Annotated in this window: 21 protein-coding genes and 1 tRNA gene; 6 read left to right on the top strand and 16 right to left on the bottom strand. The window is 67.0% G+C overall.

Features of this window, described 5'->3' with window-relative positions; translation table 11 throughout:
• Nucleotides 1-92: 92 nt before the first annotated feature.
• Nucleotides 93-1,670 carry a phospholipase D family protein gene (locus VA603_RS02425; RefSeq protein ID WP_323437832.1) on the top strand — a complete coding sequence of 526 codons (1,578 nt, stop codon included), beginning with the start codon at nucleotides 93-95 and terminating at the stop codon, nucleotides 1,668-1,670.
• Between the two features lie 30 nt (nucleotides 1,671-1,700).
• Here the strand turns inward: VA603_RS02425 and VA603_RS02420 are convergent, their stop codons facing one another.
• Both VA603_RS02420 and VA603_RS02415 read right to left on the bottom strand, forming a co-directional pair.
• Nucleotides 1,701-2,768 carry an HDOD domain-containing protein gene (locus VA603_RS02420; RefSeq protein ID WP_323437831.1) on the bottom strand — a complete coding sequence of 356 codons (1,068 nt, stop codon included), beginning with the start codon at nucleotides 2,766-2,768 and terminating at the stop codon, nucleotides 1,701-1,703.
• A gap of 81 nt (nucleotides 2,769-2,849) precedes the next feature.
• Nucleotides 2,850-3,140 (bottom strand): hypothetical protein, encoded by a 291-nt coding sequence (locus VA603_RS02415; protein ID WP_132864497.1) that lies wholly within the window; start codon nucleotides 3,138-3,140, stop codon nucleotides 2,850-2,852.
• Nucleotides 3,141-3,276: 136 nt separating this feature from the next.
• Here VA603_RS02415 and VA603_RS02410 point away from each other — a divergent pair, with 136 nt between their 5' ends.
• Together VA603_RS02410 and VA603_RS02405 are read left to right on the top strand one after the other, a co-directional pair.
• The gene (locus tag VA603_RS02410; protein WP_323438068.1) at nucleotides 3,277-4,059 is read left to right on the top strand and encodes a carboxylesterase family protein; all 783 of its coding nucleotides are present in this window, start codon (nucleotides 3,277-3,279) and stop codon (nucleotides 4,057-4,059) included.
• Nucleotides 4,060-4,295: 236 nt separating this feature from the next.
• On the top strand, nucleotides 4,296-7,025 hold the full coding sequence (locus tag VA603_RS02405; protein WP_323437830.1) for a bifunctional diguanylate cyclase/phosphodiesterase: 2,730 nt from the start codon (nucleotides 4,296-4,298) through the stop codon (nucleotides 7,023-7,025).
• Nucleotides 7,026-7,091: 66 nt separating this feature from the next.
• On the opposite strand, the gene VA603_RS02400 is transcribed toward VA603_RS02405, so the two are convergent.
• Nucleotides 7,092-7,727, bottom strand: a complete 636-nt coding sequence (locus VA603_RS02400; protein ID WP_132864499.1) for a LysE/ArgO family amino acid transporter — start codon at nucleotides 7,725-7,727, stop codon at nucleotides 7,092-7,094.
• 135 nt (nucleotides 7,728-7,862) lie between these two features.
• Here VA603_RS02400 and VA603_RS02395 point away from each other — a divergent pair, with 135 nt between their 5' ends.
• Complete coding sequence (locus VA603_RS02395) at nucleotides 7,863-8,768, top strand: LysR family transcriptional regulator ArgP (protein WP_132864500.1); 906 nt, start codon at nucleotides 7,863-7,865, stop codon at nucleotides 8,766-8,768.
• A gap of 110 nt (nucleotides 8,769-8,878) precedes the next feature.
• Nucleotides 8,879-10,015: an extracellular native short-chain-length polyhydroxyalkanoate depolymerase PhaZ7 gene (phaZ7, locus tag VA603_RS02390; protein ID WP_323437829.1), complete on the top strand. Its 1,137-nt coding sequence runs from the start codon at nucleotides 8,879-8,881 to the stop codon at nucleotides 10,013-10,015.
• Nucleotides 10,016-10,022: 7 nt separating this feature from the next.
• On the opposite strand, the gene VA603_RS02385 is transcribed toward phaZ7, so the two are convergent.
• The 13 genes from VA603_RS02385 to murJ form a co-directional block, all read right to left on the bottom strand.
• Nucleotides 10,023-10,775: a transporter gene (locus tag VA603_RS02385; protein ID WP_323437828.1), complete on the bottom strand. Its 753-nt coding sequence runs from the start codon at nucleotides 10,773-10,775 to the stop codon at nucleotides 10,023-10,025.
• Nucleotides 10,776-10,885: 110 nt separating this feature from the next.
• Nucleotides 10,886-11,809, bottom strand: coding sequence for a M14 family metallopeptidase (locus VA603_RS02380; protein ID WP_132864503.1), 924 nt, complete (start codon nucleotides 11,807-11,809; stop codon nucleotides 10,886-10,888).
• Between the two features lie 117 nt (nucleotides 11,810-11,926).
• Nucleotides 11,927-12,811, bottom strand: a complete 885-nt coding sequence (locus tag VA603_RS02375; RefSeq protein ID WP_323437827.1) for a 1-acylglycerol-3-phosphate O-acyltransferase, YihG family — start codon at nucleotides 12,809-12,811, stop codon at nucleotides 11,927-11,929.
• Nucleotides 12,812-13,008: 197 nt separating this feature from the next.
• The gene (cyoD, locus tag VA603_RS02370; RefSeq protein WP_132864505.1) at nucleotides 13,009-13,350 is read right to left on the bottom strand and encodes a cytochrome o ubiquinol oxidase subunit IV; all 342 of its coding nucleotides are present in this window, start codon (nucleotides 13,348-13,350) and stop codon (nucleotides 13,009-13,011) included.
• Nucleotides 13,350-13,979 carry a cytochrome o ubiquinol oxidase subunit III gene (gene cyoC, locus VA603_RS02365; RefSeq protein ID WP_323437826.1) on the bottom strand — a complete coding sequence of 210 codons (630 nt, stop codon included), beginning with the start codon at nucleotides 13,977-13,979 and terminating at the stop codon, nucleotides 13,350-13,352. Before cyoC ends, cyoD begins: the two co-directional genes overlap by 1 nt.
• The gene (gene cyoB / locus VA603_RS02360; protein WP_132864507.1) at nucleotides 13,976-15,973 is read right to left on the bottom strand and encodes a cytochrome o ubiquinol oxidase subunit I; all 1,998 of its coding nucleotides are present in this window, start codon (nucleotides 15,971-15,973) and stop codon (nucleotides 13,976-13,978) included. The genes cyoC and cyoB overlap by 4 nt, the downstream gene beginning before the upstream one ends.
• A gap of 2 nt (nucleotides 15,974-15,975) precedes the next feature.
• Nucleotides 15,976-17,037: a ubiquinol oxidase subunit II gene (gene cyoA, locus VA603_RS02355; RefSeq protein ID WP_192286312.1), complete on the bottom strand. Its 1,062-nt coding sequence runs from the start codon at nucleotides 17,035-17,037 to the stop codon at nucleotides 15,976-15,978.
• Between the two features lie 273 nt (nucleotides 17,038-17,310).
• Nucleotides 17,311-17,386, bottom strand: a tRNA-Thr gene (locus tag VA603_RS02350).
• Nucleotides 17,387-17,421: 35 nt separating this feature from the next.
• Nucleotides 17,422-18,372: a 4-hydroxy-3-methylbut-2-enyl diphosphate reductase gene (ispH, locus tag VA603_RS02345; RefSeq protein ID WP_323437825.1), complete on the bottom strand. Its 951-nt coding sequence runs from the start codon at nucleotides 18,370-18,372 to the stop codon at nucleotides 17,422-17,424.
• Between the two features lie 51 nt (nucleotides 18,373-18,423).
• Nucleotides 18,424-18,930 carry a signal peptidase II gene (gene lspA / locus VA603_RS02340; protein WP_313255547.1) on the bottom strand — a complete coding sequence of 169 codons (507 nt, stop codon included), beginning with the start codon at nucleotides 18,928-18,930 and terminating at the stop codon, nucleotides 18,424-18,426.
• A gap of 87 nt (nucleotides 18,931-19,017) precedes the next feature.
• Nucleotides 19,018-21,852, bottom strand: a complete 2,835-nt coding sequence (ileS, locus tag VA603_RS02335) for an isoleucine--tRNA ligase (RefSeq protein WP_323437824.1) — start codon at nucleotides 21,850-21,852, stop codon at nucleotides 19,018-19,020.
• On the bottom strand, nucleotides 21,849-22,796 hold the full coding sequence (locus tag VA603_RS02330; protein WP_323437823.1) for a bifunctional riboflavin kinase/FAD synthetase: 948 nt from the start codon (nucleotides 22,794-22,796) through the stop codon (nucleotides 21,849-21,851). The genes ileS and VA603_RS02330 overlap by 4 nt, the downstream gene beginning before the upstream one ends.
• Nucleotides 22,797-22,862: 66 nt before the next feature.
• Entirely contained in the window at nucleotides 22,863-24,455 is a 1,593-nt protein-coding gene (murJ, locus tag VA603_RS02325; RefSeq protein ID WP_323437822.1) for a murein biosynthesis integral membrane protein MurJ, read from the bottom strand.
• Nucleotides 24,456-24,570: 115 nt separating this feature from the next.
• Here murJ and rpsT point away from each other — a divergent pair, with 115 nt between their 5' ends.
• Nucleotides 24,571-24,840 carry a 30S ribosomal protein S20 gene (gene rpsT, locus VA603_RS02320; RefSeq protein WP_057629708.1) on the top strand — a complete coding sequence of 90 codons (270 nt, stop codon included), beginning with the start codon at nucleotides 24,571-24,573 and terminating at the stop codon, nucleotides 24,838-24,840.
• Nucleotides 24,841-24,961: the final 121 nt, after the last annotated feature.

Here is a 24,961-nt window from a genome sequence, read left to right as displayed (position 1 = left end):
TCTGACCCAAGCGGGCCGTCGCCGGCACCGGCGGAACGTCATGGATTCCGCCTTGCACTGACCCAACACCCCGATCCGGCTAGGATTCGCGCATGGAACCCAAGCCCCCTCCCCGCCGCTGGCGGCTGCTGCGCCTGCTGGGCATCGTCCTGACGGCGCTGCTGGTGTTGTTCATCAGTGGCCTGCTGCTGGGCGACCGCCTGACTCCCAAGGCCATCGGCGCGCCCTCGCATGCCCTGCCGCTGCAGGACCAGCAGACCCTGATCGACCGCGCACTGGTGCCGGTGCTGGCCGAACATCCGGGCCAGAGCGGTGCGATCTACCTGTCCGAGGGGCTGGAGGCCTACGCCGCGCGGTCGATCATCACCCGCCAGGCCGGGCGCAGCCTCGACCTGCAGTACTACATGTGGCACGACGACATGGTCGGCCACCTGCTTGCCCACGATGTGTACCAGGCCGCCGAACGCGGCGTGCGGGTCCGCCTGCTGCTGGACGACATGAACACCCAGGGCCTGGACCCGCAGATGATGGCGCTGGACAAGCACCCCAACATCGAGATCCGCCTGTACAACCCGTTCCGCAACCGCGACGGCCTGTGGCGCCTGCTGGAAATGGTGCAACGCGCCTTCAGCATCAACCACCGCATGCACAACAAGGCCTGGATCGCCGATGGCCGGGTCGCCATCGTCGGTGGCCGCAACATCGGCGAGGAGTACTTCGACGCGCGGCCGGACGTGAACTTCCGTGACCTGGACCTGCTGCTGGCCGGCCCGGTGGCGGCCGACGCCAGTACCGTGTTCGACCAGTTCTGGAACAGTGACGCGGTGGTGCCCATCGCCGCGCTGCAGTTCAGCACCGACCAGCAGCTGGGCAACTTCATCACCCAGGCCGAGCGGGATGCCCGCCAGCAGAAGGCCCTGCCCTACCTGCAGCGCGTCCGCGCGCGCTTCGACGACGCTTACCTGAGCGAACGCCTCGCCCTGCACTGGACCGCGGACATCCATGTCCATTCCGATCCGCCGCGCAAGCGTGGCAACGCCGACCGCGCCGACTGGCTGGTCACGCGGCTGGCCGAGGTGCTGCTCGGCGCACGCCACAAGTCATTGCTGATCTCGCCCTATTTCGTGCCCGGCGCGGCGGGCACCAAGGCGCTGGTACGCCAGGTCCAGGACGGCGTGCAGGTCGGCGTGGTCACCAACTCGCTGGCCGCCAACGACGTGGCCGCCGTCCACAGCGGCTACATGCATTACCGGCGGCCGCTGGTCGCCGGCGGCGTGCAGCTGCATGAACTCAGGTCGCACGGCCACCCGGAGAAGGCCAGCACCTTCGGCAGCAGCGGCGCCAGCCTGCACACCAAGGCCTTCGTGGTCGACGACCGTCGCGGCTTCGTCGGCTCGTTCAACCTGGATCCACGCTCGGCCTACCTCAACACCGAGATGGGCGTCCTGTTCGACGACCCGGTGCTGGCCGCGCGCCTGCGCCAGGAATACCTGCGCCTGGCGGGCCCGGAGCTGAGCTACTGGGTCTACCTCGACCGCGACCATGAACTGCGCTGGCTCGACCGCACCCACACCCCGGCCATCGCCCTGCGCACCGAACCGGATACCACCTGGATGCAGCGTGCGACCACCCGGGTGATCAGCTGGTTGCCGCTGGAATCACAACTCTGATACTGCCGCCGGCCGGGATGCACCTGGGCCTCAGCCCAGCTCGGGCTCTTCGCGGCTGACCCGCTTCCACAGCCAGCTCGCCACGTGCCCGGGCAGCTGCGTGGACAGGATCGCGACCGCCTCGTCCTCGCTCATCCGCCCACCGGCATGCAGCATCGCCGCGCTGGCGGCCAGCTGCCCGGTCTGGAGCGAACGCGCCAGCCCCTGCGGCGCCTCGGCATCGACCTCCTGCAAGGCCCTGATGATGGGATCGGCCAGTTTCCAGTGACGGGCGATGCGCACCGCGGTCGGCGCGGTGCAGCGCTCCAGCAGTGACATCAACGTACCCGGCTCGCGGGGCCGCAGCGGGGGCTGCAACAGCACGTCGGCCGCCGCCTGCATCACCATCGACGCGCTCAGGCCCAGCAGCAGGCCGGCCAACTGCGCGGCAAAGCCGTCCTCGCGCTCGACGCTGCGTGCGTGGTCGGCCGCGGCCAGCGACAGGCGCAGCGTGTATTCCCACAACTGCTGCGCAAACTGCGCATCCACGCCGCGCGCCGACTCCATCACCGGCTGCACCAGCGCGGCGGAGATGATCTGGCGGATGCCGTCGTTGCCGATCAGCGTCACCGCCCGCTCGATGCTCTGCACGTCCTGTTGCTGCAGGCGGTACAGCGGGCTGTTGGCGATGCGCAGCAGGGTGGCGGCCAGCACCGCGTCACTGCCGATGATGCGCGCAATCGAACGCGACGAGGCGGCGCTGTCGTTGACGCTCTGGATCAGCTGCGGCAGCAGGTTGGGACGGCGTGGCGTGTAGCGCGAGGACAGGTCCGCGCGGGTCAGTGCCGCGGCCACGTCATCGATCACCGAACGCTGCACGCGCAGCGCATCGGCCGATGCGTCCGTCACCGCCAGCGCATGCAGCAGGAAGCGCCGCTGCAGGTCACCGGGGGCCACCTGCGGCATGACGTCCACCGGTTCTTCGTCGGCCGGCATGCGTGGCGGCGAAGGCATCTGTGGCGAACGCCTGGCCACCTGCGGCCCGGCGTGGCCGTGCTGCCAGAACCAGGCGATGGCCCCGACCACGAGGGCGGCAAGCAGTGCAGAAAGGATCGCCATGGATGCAGGCAGCGGACTCGAACGGAGGATTGCCTGCTACATCGGCGGCAGGCGTTGCATCTTTAACCGTACCGGCACCGCTCAGTCCTCGACCTTCGCCAGTCGCATGCCCATCGGCCCCTGCAACGAACCGTCCGCGTTGACGACCAACTCCAGCGTTGCGTCCGGCTGCCCGGGCACCGTGATCCTGAGGGTGTCCTTGTCGCGGACGTAAGTGGTTTCCTGCGACTGGCCCATGACCTTGATGGCGACCTTGCCGTCGCGGCCGAAGGTATAGGTGGCCATGCCCAACGCGTCGGCATAGGTGCCATCCAGGCCCGCGCCGCAGGCCGACAGCAGCAATACCAGCACCAGGCCCCAGGCTTTCTTCATCACAGGTCCGCTCCCGTTGGATGACCGCCGGTTGACGACCATGAACAGCGATTCTGACACACTGCCTGCCGCCCCCGCGGCGCGCCGCCCGCGCCGCCCGTGTCCAACGGAGGACAGTCCCGTGCGTCGTTTCCTGATGATCGCCTCATTGTTGTCGATGCTCGCCGGCTGCAGCAGCCAGCCCGTGGCCAGCGTGCCCGACCACGGCCATTTCGTCGACCGCCAGCTGCAGTTCGAAGGCCGCACGTTCCGCTATCAGGTGTTCGTTCCCGCCCGCGCGGCCAGCCCTGGCAAACGCCCCCTGGTGCTGTTCCTGCATGGCTCCGGCGAGCGCGGCGATGACGGCGTCAAGCCCACCCTGGCCGGGCTCGGGCCATGGCTGAAGGAAAACCGCGACAGCTTCCCCGCGTTGGCGGTGTTCCCGCAGGTTCCCGAGGGCGAGGAATGGCGTGACCGCAACGCACGCATGGCGCTGGCGGTGCTGGATGCGGCCGGCAACGAGTTCCAGGCCGACCCGCGCCGCATCTACCTGACCGGCATGTCGATGGGTGGCTATGGCAGCTGGGAGCTGGCCTTGACCCGGCCCACCCACTTCGCCGCCGTGGTGCCGATCTGTGGCGCGCTGCGTGCACCGCGCCAGGCGCGCCCGGGCCTGCTGGTCGACCAGGTCGCCGCTGAAGCCGATCCCTACGTCGCCACCGTGACCCGCCTGCGTGGCGTGCCGGTCTGGAGTTTCCATGGCGCACGCGATGACCTGGTCCCCACCCACGACGACCGCGCCATCCACGCCGCCAGCGAGCAGTTGGGTGCGGGCTTCCGTTACACCGAGTATCCGGACACCAACCACAACGCCTGGGATCCCACCTACCGCAACCCGGCGATGTGGCAATGGCTGTTTGCCCAACAGCGCACCGAATAGCGGCCGCCACCAATAACGTGATGTACTTCACTGTGAATAGTAGCTGCCACGCACAAGTCACATCGCTGACCCGATCATTCCCCACGCTTCACCGCCCCGCGCACCCTGAAGCACCTTCCGCGCGTACCCCCTTCGTGCCATAACAGCCACGCAAGGGGCCGCTTGCCCACTGCCAACGGGATACGACACCCGGCGGCGGTGCGTACCCATGAAAGGAATCCGGAGACACAGGTTTGGTGACCCGCCCGTCCACCGCTCAATCCCCGCCGCCGCGCACGCGCAGCCTGTACTCGCGGCTGCACTGGCTGATCGCGGCGGCGCTGCTGCCACTGCTGGTGATCGGCGTCATCGCCATCGTCCTGACCGCCCGCGACTACCGGCGCAATTCCGAGCAACGCCTGCAGGAAACAGCCGTCGCCTTGGCACGCGGCGTGGACCAGGGCATCCGCGAGAACATCAACCAGCTGCACCTGCTTGCCGTGCTTGCACCGCACGGTGACCCGGCCAGCCCCGGGCTGCAGGCCTGGTCCGGCACCAACGCCGAGGTCCGGCTGGTGCGCGACGGCAGTGACGAAGCGCAGTCCCTGCCCACGCCGGTGCTGCGCGATGCGCGCCGGACCGGCCAGGCACAGGTCTCCAACCTGTTCTCCGACACCACCGGCGCGCCGCCGGAAGTGGCCATCGCCCTGCCCTTCACCGACAGCACCGGGCAACCGCAGGTGATCGCGCTGGTGCAGCCGTCCAACCGCCTGATCAACACGATCCTGCATTCGGCCGACGAGGCCAGCCTGCTGGTGGCGGTGGTGGACAGCAACGGCATGATCGCCGCGCGCTCGCGCAACCCCGAACGCTTCATCGGCCAACCGGCGCCGGACTGGTACAAGCTGCAGCTCAACGGCGGCAACGCCGGAGTGTTCGAGGCCACCACCAAGGAAGGCAAGGGCACCGTGCTGGCCTTCCACAAGCTGCATGCCGCGCCGGGCTGGGCCCTGGTGGTCGGCGAGCCGCAGAGCAGCTTCCAGGCGCGCTGGCAGCGCCCCTTGCTGGGCGTCATCCTCGGCGGCCTGCTGGCGGCGATCATCGCGCTGTTCTCGGCGCGCGCCATTGCGCGCAGCATCCTGTTGCCGATCCGCGCCCTGGCCCAGCGCGGGCGCAACATCGCCTCCAGCGAGGGCACCCCGGCCGATCCCCCCACCTCGCGCATCACCGAAGTGCAGAGCCTGCAGACCAGCCTCAATGACAGCGTGGATGCGCTCAAGCGCAGCGCCGACGAGGCCCGTGCGCTTGCACGTGACCTGAAGGTCAGCGAGCAACGCTACCGCGCCGTCGCCGAGGCTGGCGCCCTGGTGCTGTGGGAATCGGACCGCAACGGCCAGGTGCGTTCGGTCACCGGTTGGCGCGAGCTCACCGGCCTGCCGGAGCAGGACGCCCTGGGCAAGGGCTGGCTGCGCCGGGTCAACGAGGAGGACCTGGCCCCGATCGAGATCGCGCTGGAGCAGAGCTTCACCGCCGGCACCCCGCTGGACGTGGAGTTCCGCGTGCTCGACCTGTATGGCAAGTGGCGCTGGCTGCGCGCACGCGGCGCACGGGTCGGGCCGGAGCAGTCCGGCTGGGCCGGCGTGCTGGAAGACGTGGACGCCCGCCGCCAGGCGCAGGCGCGCATCGCCTACCTGGCCCAGCACGACCCGCTGACCTCCCTGCCCAACCGCACGGTGCTGTTCGAAAAGCTCGAGCACGCGCTGGCCGATGCGCGCCGCGGTCGCCACAGCGCCCTGCTGCTGCTCGACCTGGACCGTTTCAAGGAGGTCAACGACACCCTGGGCCATCCCACCGGCGACCGCCTGCTGCAGGAAGTCGCCCATCGCCTGCTCGGTTGCGCGCGCAGCAACGACGTCGTCGCCCGCCTCGGCGGCGACGAGTTCGCGATCCTGATGGCACCGGAGAGCCGGCCGCCGGAAGCAGCCGCGTCGCTGGCCACGCGCGTGGTGGAGGCCCTGGGCCGCCCGTTCGAGCTGGAGGGACATCCCATCGCCATCAGCGCCAGCATCGGCATCGTGCTGATCGACAACCTGGCCGACAGTTCGGAAAAACTGATGCGCAACGCGGACCTGGCGCTGTACCGCGCCAAGGAGGAAGGCCGCGGTTGCTACCGCTTCTTCGAGGCGGAGATGGACACCCGCATGCAGCTGCGGCGGCAGCTGGAAACCGAGCTGCGGGCCGGCCTGGAGCAGCAGCAGTTCGTGCTGCACTACCAACCGCTGGTGGACCTGCAGCAGCGCCGCGTCACCGGCTTCGAGGCACTGCTGCGCTGGAACCACCCGCAACGCGGGTTGCTGGACCCAGGCCAGTTCCTGGCCCTGGCCGAGGACATCGGGCTGATGATCCCGCTGGGCGACTGGGTGCTGCGCCAGGCCACGCGCGACGCCGCGCACTGGCCGGACGAGATGAAGGTGGCGGTCAACCTCTCGGTATCGCAGCTGGCCCAGCCGGACCTGGCCGATACCGTGGAGAAGGCATTGGCCGACGCCGGCCTGGCCGCGGCGCGGCTGGAGCTGGAGATCACCGAGAACGCACTGATCGCGAACATCCAGGCGGCCTCGTCGCACCTGCTGCGGTTGAAGGTCGCCGGTGTCTCCATCGTCATGGACGACTTCGGCACCGGCTACTCCTCGCTGGGCTACCTGCGCGCGTTCCCGTTCGACAAGGTCAAGATCGACAAGTCCTTCATCCGCGACCTGGGCGAACACAGCCAGGGCAGCGCCATCATCGGCGCGGTCTCGCACCTGTGCGGCAAGCTCGGCATCACCGCCACCATCGAAGGCGTGGAAACCCACTCCCAGCTGTCACAGCTGAAGGACGAGCACTGTGCCGAGGGCCAGGGCTATGTGTTCGGACGGCCCATGCCGGTCGAACAGATCCGCGCCTTCATGCGTCAATGGCCCCAGCGCTGGCAGGCCACCGACTGAGCCCCGGACGCAGCAGCCCCCGCGCCAGAGCACGGGGGCCGCTGCATGTGATCGGGACCGCGCGGCTCAGTTGACGCCGCGGATGGCCAGGGTCAGGGCCAGCACGCTCAGGATCACCGCGATGGTGCCGTCCAGCACCCGCCAGGTCGACGGCTTGGTGAACAGCGGTGCCAGCAGGCGGGCGCCCAGGCCCTGCGCGGTCAGCCACACGCCGCTGGCGGTGACCACGCCGGCGGCGAAGGCCATGCGCGACTCGCCGAAGTTGTCGGCGATGGAGCCGATCACCATCATGTCCAGCCAGAAGTGCGGGTTGATGATCGAGAAGCCGGCCGCGGCGAGCAATGCCGTGCGCAGCGACTGCTCGGCATTGTCGTCCAGCTGCATGCCGCCACCGCCGGAGAACGCCCGGCGCGCCGACTGCAACGCATACCAGCCCAGGAACGCCACGCCGCCCCACAGCAGCACCGTGGTCAACCACGGCATCTGCTCGGTCAGGCGGCGCAGGCCGACCACGCTGGCCATGATGAACACCGCATCGATCGCGAAACAGGTCGCGATGATCGGAATGACGTGCTGGCGCATGATGCCCTGGCGCAGGATGAACGCACTCTGCGCGCCGACGATGGCGAACAGGCCGATGCCGATGCCGGCACCGCTAAACCAGGCACTGCCTGCGGCTTGGGCGGAAATGACGGAAAACATGGGGGACTGCCTTTCTTCTGGGGGATTGCCACGGCGGGAGGAACCCACGCACCGCGGCTGACAGGCGCAATTGTCGCAGCGCAGCATCGAAAAGTAGAGCTAAACTTCGTTAACCATCTTTAGCAAAGCTTAATCATGCGGATCGACCACTCCCAATTGCGCGCCCTGGCCGCGGTGATCCGCGAAGGCAGCTTCGAGCGCGCGGCGTTGTCACTGAACGTGACCGCCTCGGCCATCTCCCAGCGGATCAAGGCGCTGGAGGACCGCGTCGGCAAACTCCTGGTCAAGCGCAGCATCCCCACCGAGGCCACGCTGGAAGGCCAGGTGCTGGTGCAGCTGGCCGAACAGACCGCGCTGCTGGAGCGTGACGCGTTCGAGCGCATCGGCATCTCCGACGCCGAACTGCCGCGCGCCAGCATCCCGGTGGCGGTCAACCACGACAGCATGGAGACCTGGTTCCCGGAGGCGGTGCAGGCCTTCTCGCAGACCACCACGACCACCCTGGACCTGCATACCGAGGACCAGGACCACACCGTGGCCCTGTTGCGCCAGGGCGCGGTGCTGGGCGCGGTGACCACCCTGTCCGAGCCGGTGCAGGGCTGCCAGATCCACGAGCTGGGCAGCATCCGCTACGCGGCCACCTGCACGCCCGAGTTCCATGCCCGCTACTTCGCCAAGGGCGTCAATGCCCAATCGCTGGCGCTGGCCCCGGTGCTGGTGTTCAACCGCAAGGATGACCTGCAGGCGCGCTACGCGCGCCGCCTGGCGGGCATCGCGCAGCCGTTGAATGCACCGACCTGGTGGATCCCCTCCACCCGCGCCTTCGTCCACGCCAACCTCGGCGGGCTCGGCTGGACCATGAACCCGCTGCCGCTGGTGCGCCGCCACCTGGAAAGCGGGCGCCTGGTCTACGTCAAGGCCCGCGCCTGGGAGGACGTGCCGCTGTACTGGCAGCACTGGAAGGGCGAGGTCAGGACCATGGCCCTGCTGACCCGCGCCATCCTGCAGGCTTCGGCGATGCTGGTGCGGCGGCGGCGCTGATCCCGTCGGGGCGATGCTGCGCTGCAAGTTTCCCCAAAGGACACTGCCCGCCCGCCGGGCAGGGGCGGAAGCTGCACGGATCGTCAGGTCCACCCGCCCGGAGCCGCCGCATGTCGACCATCCGCATCGCCCCTGTCCTCGCCTCCTGTTTCCTCGGCACCCTTGGCCTGCCCCTGGCAGGCGCCCTCGCCCTGCTGCCCGGCACGGCCCACGCACTGGATTGCGGCGGCAACAACGGCTACACCTGCACCGGCAGCGCCAACCAGTACGCCGGCGGCTTCAACCCCGGCGTCGGCCAGGGCGGCTTTGGTGGTGGCAGCTGCACCGCCACCCGCACCCCGGTGGTGTTCATCCCCGGCAACGGTGACAGCGCGATCAGCTTCGACATGCCGGCCGGCGCGGTCAGCGGCTACACCACCCCGCCGCGCTCGATCTACGCCGAGCTCAAGGCCGCCGGCTACAACGACTGCGAGCTGTTCGGCCTCACCTACCTCAGTGCCAGCGAGCGCGCCGCGCCGCAGTACAACTACCACTCGCCGGCCACCTACCAGGTCATCAAGACCTTCATCGACAAGGTCAAGGCGTACACCGGCAAGAGCCAGGTCGACGTGGTCACCCATTCGCTCGGCGCCACGATGATGCTGGCCACCATCAAGTACCACGGCTACCAGGGCAGCGTGCGTCGCTTCATCAACATCGGCGGTGGCCTGCGCGGCCTGCAGACCTGCCGCAGCACCGGCTACCAGTCGACACTGGCACCGACCTGCAATGCCGAAGCCTATGTGTTCCCGTACAACTACTACACCTTCGGCCTGTACCCGAGCACCGGGGTGAGCTACTACGGCTACAACCGCTGGACCGGCAGTGGCAGCGGCAGCCTGCGCACCTTCCCGGCCACCTACACCGGCATCCGCTTCTACACGATCACCGCCGGCCTGCGTGACCAGGTGCACTGCTTCACCACCAGCTACAGCGGTGGCTGCAGCGACGGCGCGCTGTTCAACAGCGCCGCCAACGTCTACGCACAGGTCGACGTCGGCGCCGGCAGCAGCGCCTACAGCTTCGACTGGGATTGGAGCGACGGTGGTCCGTACAACTTCGGCGGCGGTGACACCAGCAACGGCGTCGGCCATTTCCGTTCCAAGAACAACAGCGGCGTGATCGTCCGCAACATGCTCACCACCGACTGCACCACCGACTGCGCCGCCGGCTACAAGGACGTCCACGGCCCGGCGGTCAATCGCTGAGGCGTCCTCAGTCGAAGGCCAGGGAAAGCCCCACGCCGCCCTGCCAGTCCGTCGTGCGCGCATCCAGCCCGCGCACGAAGGAGACATCCAGCTGCAGGCGCGGCGTGGCCATCCAGGTCACGCCGGCACCGGCGGCACGCATGTACTGCGCGCCGGTGCCGTACCCGGCTTCGACATAGACACCCAGGTCCTCGCGCAGGGCAACGCCATAACTGGGCGACAGCAGCCAACCACTGCCGTCCTCCCCCCACTGCCGGTCCGCGTACAGCGCCAGGCTGGCGTCCCGCGGCATGGCCCAGGCCAGGGTCACGCCCAGGTCATAGTCGTGGCCGGCCCCGCCCAACGGCGCCTGCCCCCAGGGCAGCGTGGCGCCAGCCTTGAGCGCCAACGACAGCCGCTCCCCGCTCAACGCCGGCGCCCACTTCAACGCCACGCTTCCGTCGCCGCCGCCGCTTTCCCGCACGCGCCCGCCGCTGCCGTGCCGGCACGACTGGCCCCAGCTGTCCGCTCCCAACTGCAGTTCCAGCGTATCGGACAGGCCGGCGCGCAGCAGCGTGGCCGCGGCCCACGTCGTCGTCGTGGTGCCCGCGCTGCGGTCACGGCTGGCGTCCGGCAGGCCCTGCTCCCAGGCGAACACACCCTTGCCGAGCGTACGGGTGGAAAAACCGATTCCCGGCCGGTCGAACGCGGGCACCTCGTCGGCGTGCGCACGTGGTGCGACCAGCAGGGACAGGACAAGCAGCGCAAGGAGGGTCTTCATGCCGGCATGGTCCCTGCCCGGCCGGCGTGAGGGCGTGAACGCCCGTGGGCCCACGCCGCCACATGGACGCCCGCCGCCGGGCATGCCGGGCGGCAGGCGCCCGGTGCGGATCAGCGATGCGCCAGCGCGTAGTCCAGCGCGCCGACCACGGCTGCGACCTGCGCATCGTTGCACTGCTGCGGGGTTGCCTTCGGGCTGTCCGGGTAGACCTCGGTGGTGGTCGTGTAGCGCGCGCCACTGACGCTGGCGCACAGGCCCAGCGCCTTGAGCGGATATTCGATCACGCCATGCGCCACCACCGGCGAGCCGATGATCTGTCCGTGCGCGTCGGCCGGCGCGATATGGGTGACCTTCTCCACCTCGGCGATCACCGCCTGCTGGAATGCCGGCTGCCGGTTCTCGCTGTCGTCGACCAGATAGAAGCCATCGGGGATTTCGCCAGGTTCGAACGGCTTGCCGTCGCGCGCCGCCAGCGCCGGACGGAACTCGGACTCATCGGTGTCGGTGGTCTCGTGCAGGTCGATGTGCATCAGCACGCGTCCCTTCAGCGGTGCCACCAGCGCCATCAACGCCGCCGACTCCGGCGCCGGGCTGTTCGGCACGAACGAACGGTTCGGGTCCAGCGCCAGTGCGTTCCAGCGCTGGATGCGCTCGTAGCCCCAGGGGCTGACGCAGGGCACGACCAGCAGGTTGCACTTGTCGGCGTAGTCGGCGGCACGCTGGTCCAGGAACTGCAGCGCGCCCTGCACGCCACTGGTTTCATAGCCATGGATGCCGCCGGTCACCAGCATCACCGGCAAGGCGTCGTCCCAATCCGGACTGCGCACGGCCAGCAGCGGATAGCGCGCGCCGGGGTAATCCAGTTCGCCGTACTGCGAGACATCGAAGCGATCACGCAAGGCATCCACCTTGGCCACCACTTCCTCGGCATGGCTGCGCTGCACCTTCTGCCGCGCCAGCCACTGCGCGCGCTCGGCCGCGCCCCACGGCTGCCCGGGCGTACCCACCGGATAGAAAGCGGTATCAGTGCTCATGCGTGACCTCATCAAATGTTGCGGACAGGCGCGCACTGTACACCCGCCGCCGACCGGCGCAGGAACGCACGCAGCAAAAAGGCCCCCGCAGGGGCCTTGATGCTGGGCGGTCCGGGCTCAGCCGCGGCTCTCGAGCAGGCGGCTGATGTCGGCGTCCTTCTGTTCCCACAGACCATTCATCCACTGCTGGAATTGGGCGCGGAAGGTACGGTCATCCTGGTAGTTGCCGTTGATCAACTCGGCGGGAATCGGCAGTTTGCGCACCAATACCTTCACCTCCGGCAGACGGTTGGCCATCAGGTCGATCATCGACGGGATGCCCTTGGGATAGACGATGGTCACGTCCAGCAACGCATGCAGGCCCTTGCCCATCGCGTCGAGCACGAACGCCACGCCGCCGGACTTGGGCTTGAGCAGATGCCGGAACGGCGAGCCCTGGCTGTCATGCTTGGCCGGGGTGAAACGCGTGCCCTCGACGAAGTTCATCACCGCCACCGGGATGGCGTTGAACTTCTCGCAGGCCTTGCGCGTGACCTCCATGTCGCGCCGGCCGAGCTCCGGGTTCCTGGCGATCTGCTTGCGCGTGTAGCGGCCCATGAACGGGAAATCCAATGCCCACCACGCCAGGCCCAGCACCGGCACCCAGAACAGCGAGCGTTTCAGGAAGAAGCGCAGCAGCGGGATGCGCCGGTTGAACACCTTCTGCAGCACCAGGATGTCGACCCAGCTCTGGTGGTTGGCCAGCACCAGATAATGTCCATCGCGCTCCAGGTCGGCATCGCCGCTGACCTGGAAGCGGGTGCGGGTGAACAGGCCCATCATCGCGCTGTTGACCCCGATCCAGCTCTCGGCCAATCCGGTCAGCATCGGATTGCAGGCCAGGCGCACCTTCTTGAACGGCAGGATCGCCTTGACCAGCGCGACCACGAACAACGGCAGGCAATGCGCCAGCGTGTTGAGGGCCACCAGCAGCAGGATCGGAAAAACGCGTAACCACACCATGGGAGTACCGGGGCGCCCCTGAGCCATAAAGGCGGACAGGGTAGCAAACCCGATCATGGCTGGTTGGCGTCGAATGAACGGTTTCGTCAGCTTCCGTTGCCCCGCCTCCGGACGGTGGCGGCACGTGCCGGCCGTGCCCAAAAGGAAAGGCCGCCCCGAAGGACGGCCTTTCCCGGATGCTCAGGCGGTCAACCCGCTCAATGCATCATGTGGTGGTTCATGTTCCACATCACCCACAGCGTGCCGACCACGATGATGCCGATCACCACCAGGGTGAACAGGCCGGCATTGACGTTCCAGCGGGCGGCCGAGGAACGGTCCAGGTGCAGGAAGAACACCAGGTGCACCAGCAGCTGCAGGATGCCGGCGACCACGATCACCGCACCGGTGGCCAGGCCGGAGGACAGGCCGCCGCTCATCACCACCCAGAACGGGATGATGGTCAGCACCGCAGCCAGCACGAAACCGATCAGATAGGACTTCACGCTGCCGTGGCTTTCGCCGCCGGTACCGTGTGCATGATTGTCATGTGCGGACATTACATAGCTCCCGACAGGTAGACGACAGAGAACACGCCGATCCAGACCAGATCCAGGAAGTGCCAGAACAGGCTCAGGCACGCCATGCGGGTCTTGTTGCGCGGGGTCAGGCCATCGCGCTTGAGCTGGATGAACATCACCAGCAGCCACAGCAGGCCGGCGGTCACGTGCAGGCCGTGGGTGCCGACCAAGGCGAAGAACGCCGACAGGAAGGCACTGGAGTCCGGACCGTTGCCGTTATGGATCAGGTGGTTGAACTCCCAGAGTTCCATGCCCATGAAGCCGGCGCCCAGCAGCCAGGTGATGGCCAGCCAGAAGAACATCAGGCCCTGCCTGGACTGGTGCATGGCGATCATGCCCAGGCCGAAGGTCAGCGAGGACACCAGCAGCAGCGCGGTTTCCCAGGCCACGAACGGCAGCTCGAACAGCTCCTTCGGGCCCGGACCACCATTGGTGCCGCCGGACAGCACCACGTAGGTCACGAACAGCGAGGCGAAGATGAGCAGATCGCTCATCAGGTACACCCAGAAACCGAAGACGGTGTTCTCGCCCGAATCGTGGTGCTCGTGGTCATGGGCGGCTGCATCTGCAGCCGAACCGTGGTTCAACGTGTGGGCGTTCGTGCTCATGCCTTCACCTCGGTCTTCACCAGCCCCTGTGCTTCCAGGTGGCGGCGGTGTTCGTTCTCGATACGTTCCACTTCAGCGGCCGGCACCCAGTAGTCCACGTCCTTGTCGAAGGTACGGACGATGAAGGTACCAATCATGCCGACCAGGCCGATGATGGCCAGCCACCAGATGTGCCAGACCATCGCAAAGCCCAGCACCAGGCTGAACGCGCCGATCACCACGCCGGCACCGGTGTTGCGCGGCATGTGGATGTCGGTGTACTTGGCCGGCTTCGGCCAGGCTTCACCACGCTGCTTGCGCTGCCAGAAGTCGTCGTGCTCCTCGCCCTTGGGCAGGGTCGCGAAGTTGTAGAACTGCACCGGGGAAGCGGTTTCCCACTCCAAGGTACGGGCATCCCACGGGTCGCCGGTCAGGTCCATGTTCTTCTTGCGGTCGCGGATGGACACGTAGATCTGGATCACCTGGCACAGGATGCCCAGGGCGATGATCGCGGCGCCGACGGCGGCGACGACGAAGAACGGCTGGTACTCCATGTTCGGGTAGCTCTGCATGCGGCGGGTAGCGCCCATGAAGCCCAGGGCGTACAGCGGCATGAAGGCCACGTAGAAGCCGATGAACCAGCCCCAGAACGCACGCTTGCCCCAGGTCTCGTCCAGCTTGAAGCCGAACATCTTCGGCCACCAGTAGGTGATGCCGGCGAACATGCCGAACACCACGCCGCCGATGATGACGTTGTGGAAGTGGGCGATCAGGAACAGCGAGTTGTGCAGCACGAAGTCGATGGCCGGGATCGCCAGCATCACGCCGGTCATGCCGCCGATGGTGAAGGTGACCATGAAGCCGATCGTCCACAGCACCGGCGAGGTGAAGTGCACGCGACCGCGGTACATCGTGAACAGCCAGTTGAAGATCTTCACGCCGGTCGGGATCGAGATGATCATCGTCGTGATGCCGAAGAAGGCATTGACGTTGGCACCCGAGCCCATGGTGAAGAAGTGGTGCAGCCACACGATGAAGGACAGCACGCCGATGCAGGCCGTCGCGTACACCATGCCCTTGTAGCCGAACAGGGTCTTGCGCGAGAAGGTCGCGATCACTTCGGAGAACACACCGAATGCCGGCAGCACCAGGATGTAGACCTCCGGGTGGCCCCAGATCCAGATCAGGTTGATGTACAGCATGGCGTTGCCGCCACCGTCGTTGGTGAAGAAGTGCGTCCCCAGGTAGCGGTCCAGGGTCAGCAGCACCAGGGTGACGGTCAGCACCGGGAAGGCGGCGATGATCAGCACGTTGGTCACCAGCGCGGTCCAGCTGAAGACCGGCATGGTCATCAGCTTCATACCCGGGGTGCGCATCTTGAGGATGGTGATGAAGAAGTTGATGCCGCTCAGCGTGGTACCCAGGCCTGACACCTGCAGCGCCCAGATGTAGTAATCCATGCCCACGCTTGGACTGTATTCCAGCCCCGACAGCGGCGGGAACGCCAGCCAACCGGTCGCGGCGAACTCACCGATCCACAGCGAGATCATCATCAGGCCGCAGCCTGCGACGAACAGCCAGAAGCTCAGCGAGTTCAGGAACGGATAGGCAACGTCGCGCGCACCGATCTGCAGCGGCACCACCAGGTTCATCAGGCCGGTGATCAGCGGCATGGCCACGAAGAAGATCATGATCACGCCGTGGGCGGTGAAGATCTGGTCGTAGTGGTGCGGCGGCAGGTAGCCCTCGGCGCCGCCGGCAGCGACGGCCTGCTGGGCACGCATCATGATCGCGTCGGAGAAGCCGCGCAGCAGCATCACGAACGCCACGATCAGGTACATCGCGCCGATCTTCTTGTGGTCCACCGAGGTGAACCACTCCTTCCACAGGTAGCCCCACAGCTTGAACTTGGTGATGGCACCCACGACTGCCAGGCCACCGATGATCGCGCCGATCAGGGTGGTCAGCACGATCGGATCGTGCGGCAGTGAATCAAATGAGAGTTTTCCGAGCATCATCATTCTCCCGAGCCACCGTGGCCAGCGTGAGCGGCCCCGGCGTTCGCGTCTGCATTGTGACCGTCGTGGCCGTCAGCCTCGCCTGCGGCGGGGGCCGCTGCGGCGTCGTGACCTTCGTGGCCCATGGCTTCATGGTTCATCGCCTCGTGGCCCGCGCCCTCGTGCGACATCGCCTTGCCGTCATGCTTCATGCCGAAGTGGTGGTTGTCGCCCACGTGCTTGGCGATGATCCAGTCGAACAGGCCCTTCTCGGTGCTGCCGTAGTAGGTCACCGGGTGCCAGTCGTGGTTGCGCTCGGCGCTCAGCTCGGCGAAGGACGCCTGGTCCATCACCTTGGCATCGGCGCGCACCTTGGCCAACCAGGCCTGGTACTCGTCGTTGCTGACCGCGTGCGCGTCGAAATGCATCTTGCTGAAGCCCGCGCCGCTGTAGTGCGAGGAGCGGCCGTGGTAGGTACCGGCTTCGTCCGCGATCAGGTGCAGCTTGGTCTCCATGCCGGCCATCGAGTAGATCATGCTGCCCAGATGCGGAATGAAGAACGCGTTCATCACCGTGTCGGCGGTGATCTTCAGGTTCAGCGGGGTGTGCACCGGGAAGGTCAGTTCATTGACCACGGCGACGTTTTCTTCCGGATAGACGAACAGCCACTTCCAGTCCAGCGAGATGGCCTCGACCACGACCGGCTTGGCGTCCGATTCCAGCGGCTTGTACGGGTCCAGGGCGTGCGAGGAGCGCCAGGTCAGCACGGCCAGCACCAGCACGATCATGCAGGGGATCGACCAGACCACCACTTCGATGGCGGTGGAGTGATGCCAGGTCGGCTCGTAGCGGGCCTTGGTGTTGGAAGCGCGGTACTTCCACGCGAACACCAACGTCAGCACGATCACCGGGATGACGACCAGCAGCATCAGCACCGTGCAGGTGATCAGCAGCGTGAGTTCGTCCCGGGCGATCTGGCCCTTCGGGTCAAACAAGGCCCAGTCGCAGCCCGTCATCAAGACGGCCATCGCGACAATCAGGCCCGGACGCAACAAGCGTCCAAGAGATTTCAACGGAATCATCGGTCGATCCAATTGCGGTGGAGGTACTGGCCCCCACGCCCCATGCCACAAGCGCGAACAGCCGCCCGGGGATTGCCCGCCGGGACGACGCTGAACAGAGAACGTGAGTCAGTGCCGCAATTTTAGGCTTTCACGCAACACTTAGGATAGGCATTGACAATGATTTCACGCAGGAAACAGGCACCTGGACGTGCGACACGTTGTCGCACCAGCGGCGCACGCGCGCAGGCCGGAAAGCAAAAAAGCCGACTTGGCAAAGTCGGCTTTCTGCTTTGGTGCCGGAAACAGGAGTCGAACCTGCGACCTACGCATTACGAATGCGCCGCTCTACCAACTGAGCTATTCCGGCGTGGCCGCGAAGTTTAATGAATGCCGGCGGCGTGGTCAATCGACCAGGCGCAGCCGCAGTTCCTTCGGCAGCGCGAACACCATCGATTCCGGTTCACCATCCAGCTCGGCCACGCCGCTGGCGCCGAGCTCGCGCAGGCGGGCGATCACGCCATCCACCAGCACCTGCGGTGCCGAGGCACCGGCGGTCAGGCCGATGCGCTGCTTGCCGGCCACCCAGGCCGGATCGATCTCCTGTGCACCGTCGATCAGGTAGGACTCCACGCCTTCACGGCGGGCCAGCTCACTGAGGCGGTTGGAGTTGGAGCTGTTCGGCGAACCGACCACCAGCACCAGGTCACACTGCTTGGCCAGGTCACGCACCGCATCCTGGCGGTTCTGCGTGGCGTAGCAGATGTCGTCGTTCTTCGGGCCCTGGATGGCCGGGAAATGGGTGCGCAGGGCTTCGATCACCGCGCGGGTGTCATCCACCGACAGCGTGGTCTGGGTGGTGTAGGCGAAGTTCTCCGGCTGGCTGACCTGCAGCGCCTCAACGTCCTCCACGCTCTCCACCAGGTAGATGTGGCCCTTGCCCTTCTCGCGGTTCCACTGGCCCATGGTGCCTTCCACTTCCGGATGGCCTTCGTGGCCGATCAGCACTACGTCGCGGCCGGCGCGGCAGTGCCGCGCCACTTCCAGGTGGACCTTGGTCACCAGCGGACAGGTGGCGTCGAACACCTTCAGGCAGCGGCGCTCGGCTTCGCCGCGCACCGCCTGCGACACGCCATGCGCGCTGAAGATCACCGTGTTGCCGTCCGGCACCTCGTCCAGTTCCTCGACGAAGATCGCCCCGCGTGCCTTCAGGTCATCGACCACGAAGCGGTTGTGCACCACCTCGTGGCGCACGTAGATCGGCGCCCCCAGCGTCTCGATCGCACGCTTGACGATCTCGATGGCGCGGTCGACGCCGGCGCAGAAACCACGGGGATTGGCGAGCAGAACGTCCATCTTTCAGATACTCCGGCCGGCAATGGCCGGTTTCGGTGAAACAGGTGGGAATTATCCGGCTTTTTTTCCGGACTTGCCTTCAAACAGGCCCGACAGGGCGATGCCGACGGCACCGGCCACGATCGCCGAATCGGCGATGTTGAACGAGGGCCAGTAATGGTTGCCCACGTACCACTGGATGAAGTCCACCACGTGACCGTGGATCTGCCGGTCGATCACGTTGCCGATCGCGCCGCCGATCACCAGCGCATACGGCAATGCGCTGCGCCAGTTGGCACGCGGCGTGCGCGACAGCCAGAACGCCATCAGGCCGCTGATCGCCACCGCCAGGAAGGTGAAGAACCACAACTGCCAGCCACCGGCGTCACTGAGGAAGCTGAACGCCGCGCCGGTGTTGTAGGTGCGATACCAGTTCCAGAAACCGTCGATCACCGGCACCGGCGTGAACTCGGGCAGGCTCGACAGCACCCACGCCTTGCTCCACTGGTCCAGCCCGATCACCGCCACCGACAGCAGCAGCCAGATCAACGCATTGGGTTTAACCGCTTTCGACTGCATGTGTGCATCCGTAGAAATTCTTAAGGGAAGACGCGGGCGCCCGGCCATGGCCGTCGGCGCCCCCGCCCCTTCAACCGCCGCGGCTGGTCAGAACCAGCGGCGGTCCTCGCCCGCACCTTCGATGTTGCTGACGCAGCGGCCGCACAGCTCCGGGTGCGCGGCCACCGCGCCGACGTCGGCGCGGTAATGCCAGCAGCGCACGCACTTGGCCTTCTCGGTCGGCTGCGCGCTGACGAACACCTCGTCGGTGGTCGCCGGGCGCACGCTCACGTCGCCGCTGATGAACAGGAAACGCATTTCATCGGCCAGCGGCTGCCAGCGTGCGGCCTGCTCCTCGTTGGCGGCGACGGTGATCTCCGCTTCCAGCGCCGCGCCGATGGCACCGTTGGCGCGCATCGGCTCCAGCACCTTGGCCACCTGCTCGCGCAGCGCCAGCAACTGGTCGAAGTCGGCCGCCGACAGCTGTGCATCGGCCGGCAACGGGGCCAGGCCGTCGTACCAGGTGGTGAACAGCACGTTGCCGGCGCGTTCGCCCGGCAGGTAGCACCACAGCTCCTCGGCGGTGAAGGTCAGGATCGGCGCCACCCAGCGCACGAACGCCTCGGCGATGCGGTACATCGCGCTCTGCGCCGAACGGCGGCCGCGCGAATCCTCCTGCATCGTGTACAGGCGGTCCTTGGTCACGTCCAGGTACAACGAGCCCAGGTCCACGCTGCAGAAGTTCAGCAGCAACTGGACGATCTCGGCCATGTTGTAGCTGGCGTAGGCGAGCTTGATCTTCTCCTGCAGCTCGAACGCGCGGTGCACGATCCAGCGGTCCAGCGCGACCATGTCTTCCAGCGGGCGCAGGTCCCGGGCCGGGTCGAAGCCGTCCAGGTTGCCGAGCAGGAAGCGCGCGGTGTTGCGCAGGCGGCGATAGGCATCGGCGTTGCGCTTGAGGATCTCCTGCGACAGCGACATCTCGTTGCTGTAGTCGGCCGAGGCGATCCACAGGCGCAGGATGTCCGCGCCCAGCTTGTTCATGATGTCCTGCGGCTCGATGCCGTTGCCCAGCGACTTGGACATCTTGCGGCCGTGCTCGTCCACGGTGAAACCGTGGGTCAGGCACTGCCTGTACGGCGCCGCCTTGTCGATGGCCACGCCGGTCAGCAGCGAGGACTGGAACCAGCCGCGGTGCTGGTCCGAGCCTTCCAGGTACAGGTCGGCCGGCTTGCCGAAGCCACGCGCCAGCAGCACGCCTTCGTGGGTGACGCCCGAGTCGAACCAGACATCGAGGATATCGGTGACCTTCTCGTACTGCGCGGCCTCATCGCCGAGCAGTTCGCTGGCATCCAGCGAATACCACACGTCGATGCCCTCGACCTGCACGCGGTCGGCCACCTGCTGCATCAGCTCGACGGTGCGCGGGTGCGGCTCGCCGGTCTCGCGGTGCATGAACAGCGCGATCGGCACGCCCCAGGTACGCTGGCGCGAGATCGTCCAGTCCGGGCGACCCTCCACCATGCTGGCGATACGCGCCTTGCCCCAGGTCGGGAACCAGCCCACGGTGTCGATGGCCTTCATCGCATCGGCGCGCAGGCCAGCCTTGTCCATCGAGATGAACCACTGCGGGGTGGCGCGGAACACCAGCGGCGTCTTCTTGTGGCGCCAGCAATGCGGGTAGCTGTGCTGGATTTCGACGAACGCCAGCAGCGCGCCGCTCTGGCGCAGCACCTCGATGATCAGCGGCTGGGCCTTCCAGATGTGCAGCCCGGCCAGTTCCTGCGTGCCGGCCGGCGGCGTCGACGGCAGGTACACGCCCGCACCGTCGATCGGGTTGATCTGGCCGGCGTTGTAGTGCTCCAGCAGGCCATAGGCCTGGCTGACTACGTAGTCCTCCTGGCCGTGACCGGGCGCGGTGTGCACCGCACCGGTACCGTCGGCATCGGACACGTGCTCGCCGTTGAGCAACGGGATGTCGCGGTTGGCGTAGAACGGGTGCCCCAGCAGCTGGTTCTCCAGCGCCGCGCCCTTGGCATGGCCGTGCACCACCACCTCGGCCACGCCATAGCGGGCCAGCGAACGCTCGGCCAGCGCCGAGGCCAGCACCAGCCAACGCGGCTGGCCGTTGTGGGCCGGGCCCTCGACCAATGCATATTCGATGTCCGCGCCCAGCGACACCGCCAGCGAGGCCGGCAGCGTCCACGGGGTGGTGGTCCAGATCGGCACCGCCACTTCCACGCCCGCCGGCAGCGTGACGCCGAAGCTGGCGGCCAGCGCCTTGGCATCCCGCGCGGCGTAGGCCACGTCCACGGCCGGCGAGGTCTTGTCCTGGTATTCGATCTCGGCCTCGGCCAGCGCCGAGCCGCAGTCGAAGCACCAGTGCACCGGCTTGGCGCCGCGCACCAGGTGGCCGTTGGCGACGATCTTGGCCAGCGCGCGGATCTCGTTGGCCTCGAAGTCGAAGCTCAGCGTCTTGTATGGGTTGTCCCAATCACCGATCACGCCCAGGCGCTTGAAGTCGCGGCGCTGGATGTCGATCTGCTCCTCGGCGTACTCGCGGCACTTCTGGCGGAACTCGACCGCGTCCAGCTTGACGCCGACCTTGCCCCACTTCTTCTCGACCGCGATCTCGATCGGCAGGCCGTGGCAGTCCCAGCCTGGCACGTAGGGCGCATCGAAGCCGTCCAGGTAGCGCGACTTGACGATGATGTCCTTCAGGATCTTGTTGACCGCGTGGCCCAGGTGGATCTGGCCATTGGCGTACGGCGGGCCATCGTGCAGCACGAACAGCGGCCGGCCCTTGGCGTTCTCGCGCAGCTGCGCGTAGATGCCCTGCTCTTCCCAACGCGCCAGGATGCCCGGCTCGCGCTTGGGCAGGTCGCCGCGCATCGGAAACTCCGTTGCCGGCAGATGGAGGGTGGCTTTGTAATCCTGGCTCACGCGGTGGCTCGCAATCTGTGTTCGGAAAGGATGCGACGCGCCTGTTCGGCGTCGCGGTGCATCTGCTCGGTCAGCGCCGGCAGATCGTTGAACTTCTCTTCATCGCGCAGCTTGGCGACGAACTCCACTTCGATGTGGCGGCCGTACAGGTCGCCCTGGAAATCGAACAGGTGGGCTTCCAGCAGCGGCTCCACGCCCTCCACCGTCGGCCGCGTGCCGAAGCTCGAGACCGACGGCCACGGCTGTTCGAAGACACCGTGCACCCAGGTGGCGTAGATACCTGAAAGTGCGGGTGTTTTGGGGAAACGCAAGTTGGCCGTGGGGAAACCCAGCGTACGGCCCAGCTGCTGCCCGCGCACCACCCGGCCACCGATCGCGTACGGGCGGCCCAGCAGGTCGGCGGCGTGGCCGAAGTTGCCGGCCACCAGCAGCTCGCGGATGCGGGTGCTGGAGATGCGCTCGCCGTTCAGGTGCACCGGCTCGATCTCGCCGGCCACGAAGCCCAGCTCGGCGCCCATCGCCTGCAGCAGCGCGATATCGCCGCCACGGCGGTTGCCGAAGTGGAAGCGGGGGCCGATCCAGACCTCGCGCGCCCCCAGCCGGCGCACCAGCATCTCGCGCACGAAGTCCTCGGCGGTGATCGCCGCCATCCGGGCGTCGAAACGCAGCAGGCCGACCTGGTCGATGCCCAGCTCGCGCAGCGTGGCCACCTTGTCGCGGGCCAGCATCAGCCGCGGCGGCGGGTTGTCCTTGGCGAAGAACTCACGCGGCAGCGGCTCGAAGCCCAGCGCCACGGCGGGCACGCCCAGCGCGCGGGCACGGGCAACGGCGTGGCGCACCAACGCCCGATGGCCCAGGTGCAGGCCGTCGAAGGCACCGATGCAGACCACGCTTCCCTGCGGGGCAAGCACCCCGCCATCGACGTCTCTAAAAAGCCTGCTCATTCCATCCGGATCCGACCCTTTCCGGGCCGGTTCTGTCTCATGTAGCCCGGAAGTATAGCGGGCGCCTCAATGCCCGCGCAGGTCGCGCGGGCGGAAGCCCATGGCCACCATCGCCAGCAGGTAGGTCAACCCGCCACCGCCGACCAGCAGCGCCAGGCTGCCGATCCGATGCCACTTGTCCATCGGGGTGAACGCCGGCAACCAGTACAGCAGGGCCAGCAGTACCGCCACCATCGCCGCGCAGGACAGCAGCAGGCGCACCACGTACCCGCCCCAGCCCGGTCGCCGCTGGTAGACGCCGGTCTTGCCCAGCCAGTACCACAGCAATCCGAGGTTCAGGTAACTGGACAGCGCACTGGCGATGCCCAGCGCCAGGTGCAGGCCCGGCTGCTTGGCCAGCGCGGCCATCACCCCCTGCGCCTTCAACGCCTCCGGTACCATGATCTGGTAGACCACCGCCAGCAGGATGAAGTTGAACACCATGTTGGCCACCAGCGCGACCAGGCCGGCGCGCACCGGGGTCTTGGTGTCCTGCCGCGAGTAGAACGCCGGCAGCACCACCTTCAACAGCGCGAACGCCGGCAGGCCGAAGCTCAGGCCATAGACCGACAACGCCGTCATCCGGGTATCGAACGGGGTGAACTGGCGGTACTGGAACAGGGTCGCGATCAGCGGCTCGGCCAGCAGCAACAGGCCAAGCATGGCCGGTACGGCGATCAACAGGGTCATGCGCAGACCCCAGTCCAGCGCGTTGGAGAAGCCTTCCCCGTCGGTCTTGACGTGATGGCGGGCCAGCGCCGGCAGGATCACCGTGCCCAGTGCCACCCCGAACACGCCCAGCGGCAGCTCCAGGAAGCGGTCGGCCAGCGACAGCCAGGACTGCGAGCCATCGCTGAGCTTGGCCGCGATCACCGTGTCCAGCATCAGGTTGATCTGCGCCACCGAGGAGCCGAACAGGGTCGGTACCATCAGGGTCAGCACCCTGCGCACGTCCGGGTGGTTCCAGCCCCAGCGCGGCAACGTCAGCAGGTTGATGCCCTTCAGCGAGGGCAGCTGGAACAGCAACTGCAGCACGCCGGCCGCCAGCACCGACCAGCCCAGTGCCAGGATCGGCACCTCCAGCCGCGGCGCCAGCCACAGCGCGCCGGCGATCATGCACAGGTTGAGGATCACCGGCGTCAGCGCCGGCATGGCGAACTTCTGGAAGCTGTTCAGCGCCCCGCCGGCCAGCGCGGTCAGCGACACGAACAGCAGGAACGGGAAGGTCAGCCGCAGCAGGTCCACCAGCAGCCCGTACTTGACCGGGTCGGCGGCATCGGCGTCGGCGAACAGCCAGGCGATCTGTGGCGTGAAAATCAGCCCCAGCGCGGTCAGGACCAGTAGAATGCCCCCCAGGGTCCCGGACACCCGGGACATGAGCTCGCGCAGGTCAGCGTGCGGGCGGGTTTCCTTCACCTCGGTGAATACCGGTACGAACGCCGTGGCGAACGAGCCCTCGGCAAACAGCCGGCGCAGGAAATTGGGCACGCGGAAGGCCACCCAGAACGCATCGGTGGTCGCATTGGCACCGAAGGTGATGGATATTGCCTGATCGCGCACGAGCCCGAGGACCCGCGAAATCATCGTCATGCTGCTGAACGACAGCAGCCCCCGCAACATGCGCGGCGAACTCACTTACAGCCCCCTTGACAACTCGACTTGACGTTCATTTGGTCTGCCATCATACTTGTGAGCTTGCTGTTCCCACCACATCGATTTTCAGGAAACCACCACTGTGGCCAATATCAAGTCCGCCAAGAAGCGCGCCAAGCAGACCGTTGTGCGCAACGCGCGTAACACGGCTCAGCGTTCGATGCTGCGCACCGCCGTCAAGAAGGTGATCAAGGCTCTGGACGCCAACGACGCCGCCGGCGCCGAGGCTGCCTTTGCCGTCGCCCAGCCGATCCTCGACCGTTTCAGCGCCCGTGGCCTGATTCACAAGAACAAGGCTGCGCGTCATAAGAGCCGTCTGACCGCCCGCATCAAGGCCATCAAGGCCGCCTGATCCGGCGATCACCTGGAGCCGCAAGGCTCCCGGCATGAAAAGCCCGGCCCCGCGCCGGGTTTTTTGTTGCCCGCGATCCCCCGTAGAGCGGAGCCAAGCTCCACCGGGCTTTCCCGGGAAG

It is taken from the genome of Stenotrophomonas capsici, from assembly GCF_034961085.1.
Taxonomy (GTDB): domain Bacteria; phylum Pseudomonadota; class Gammaproteobacteria; order Xanthomonadales; family Xanthomonadaceae; genus Stenotrophomonas; species Stenotrophomonas capsici.
This window is presented reverse-complemented; position numbering and strand designations above follow the sequence as displayed.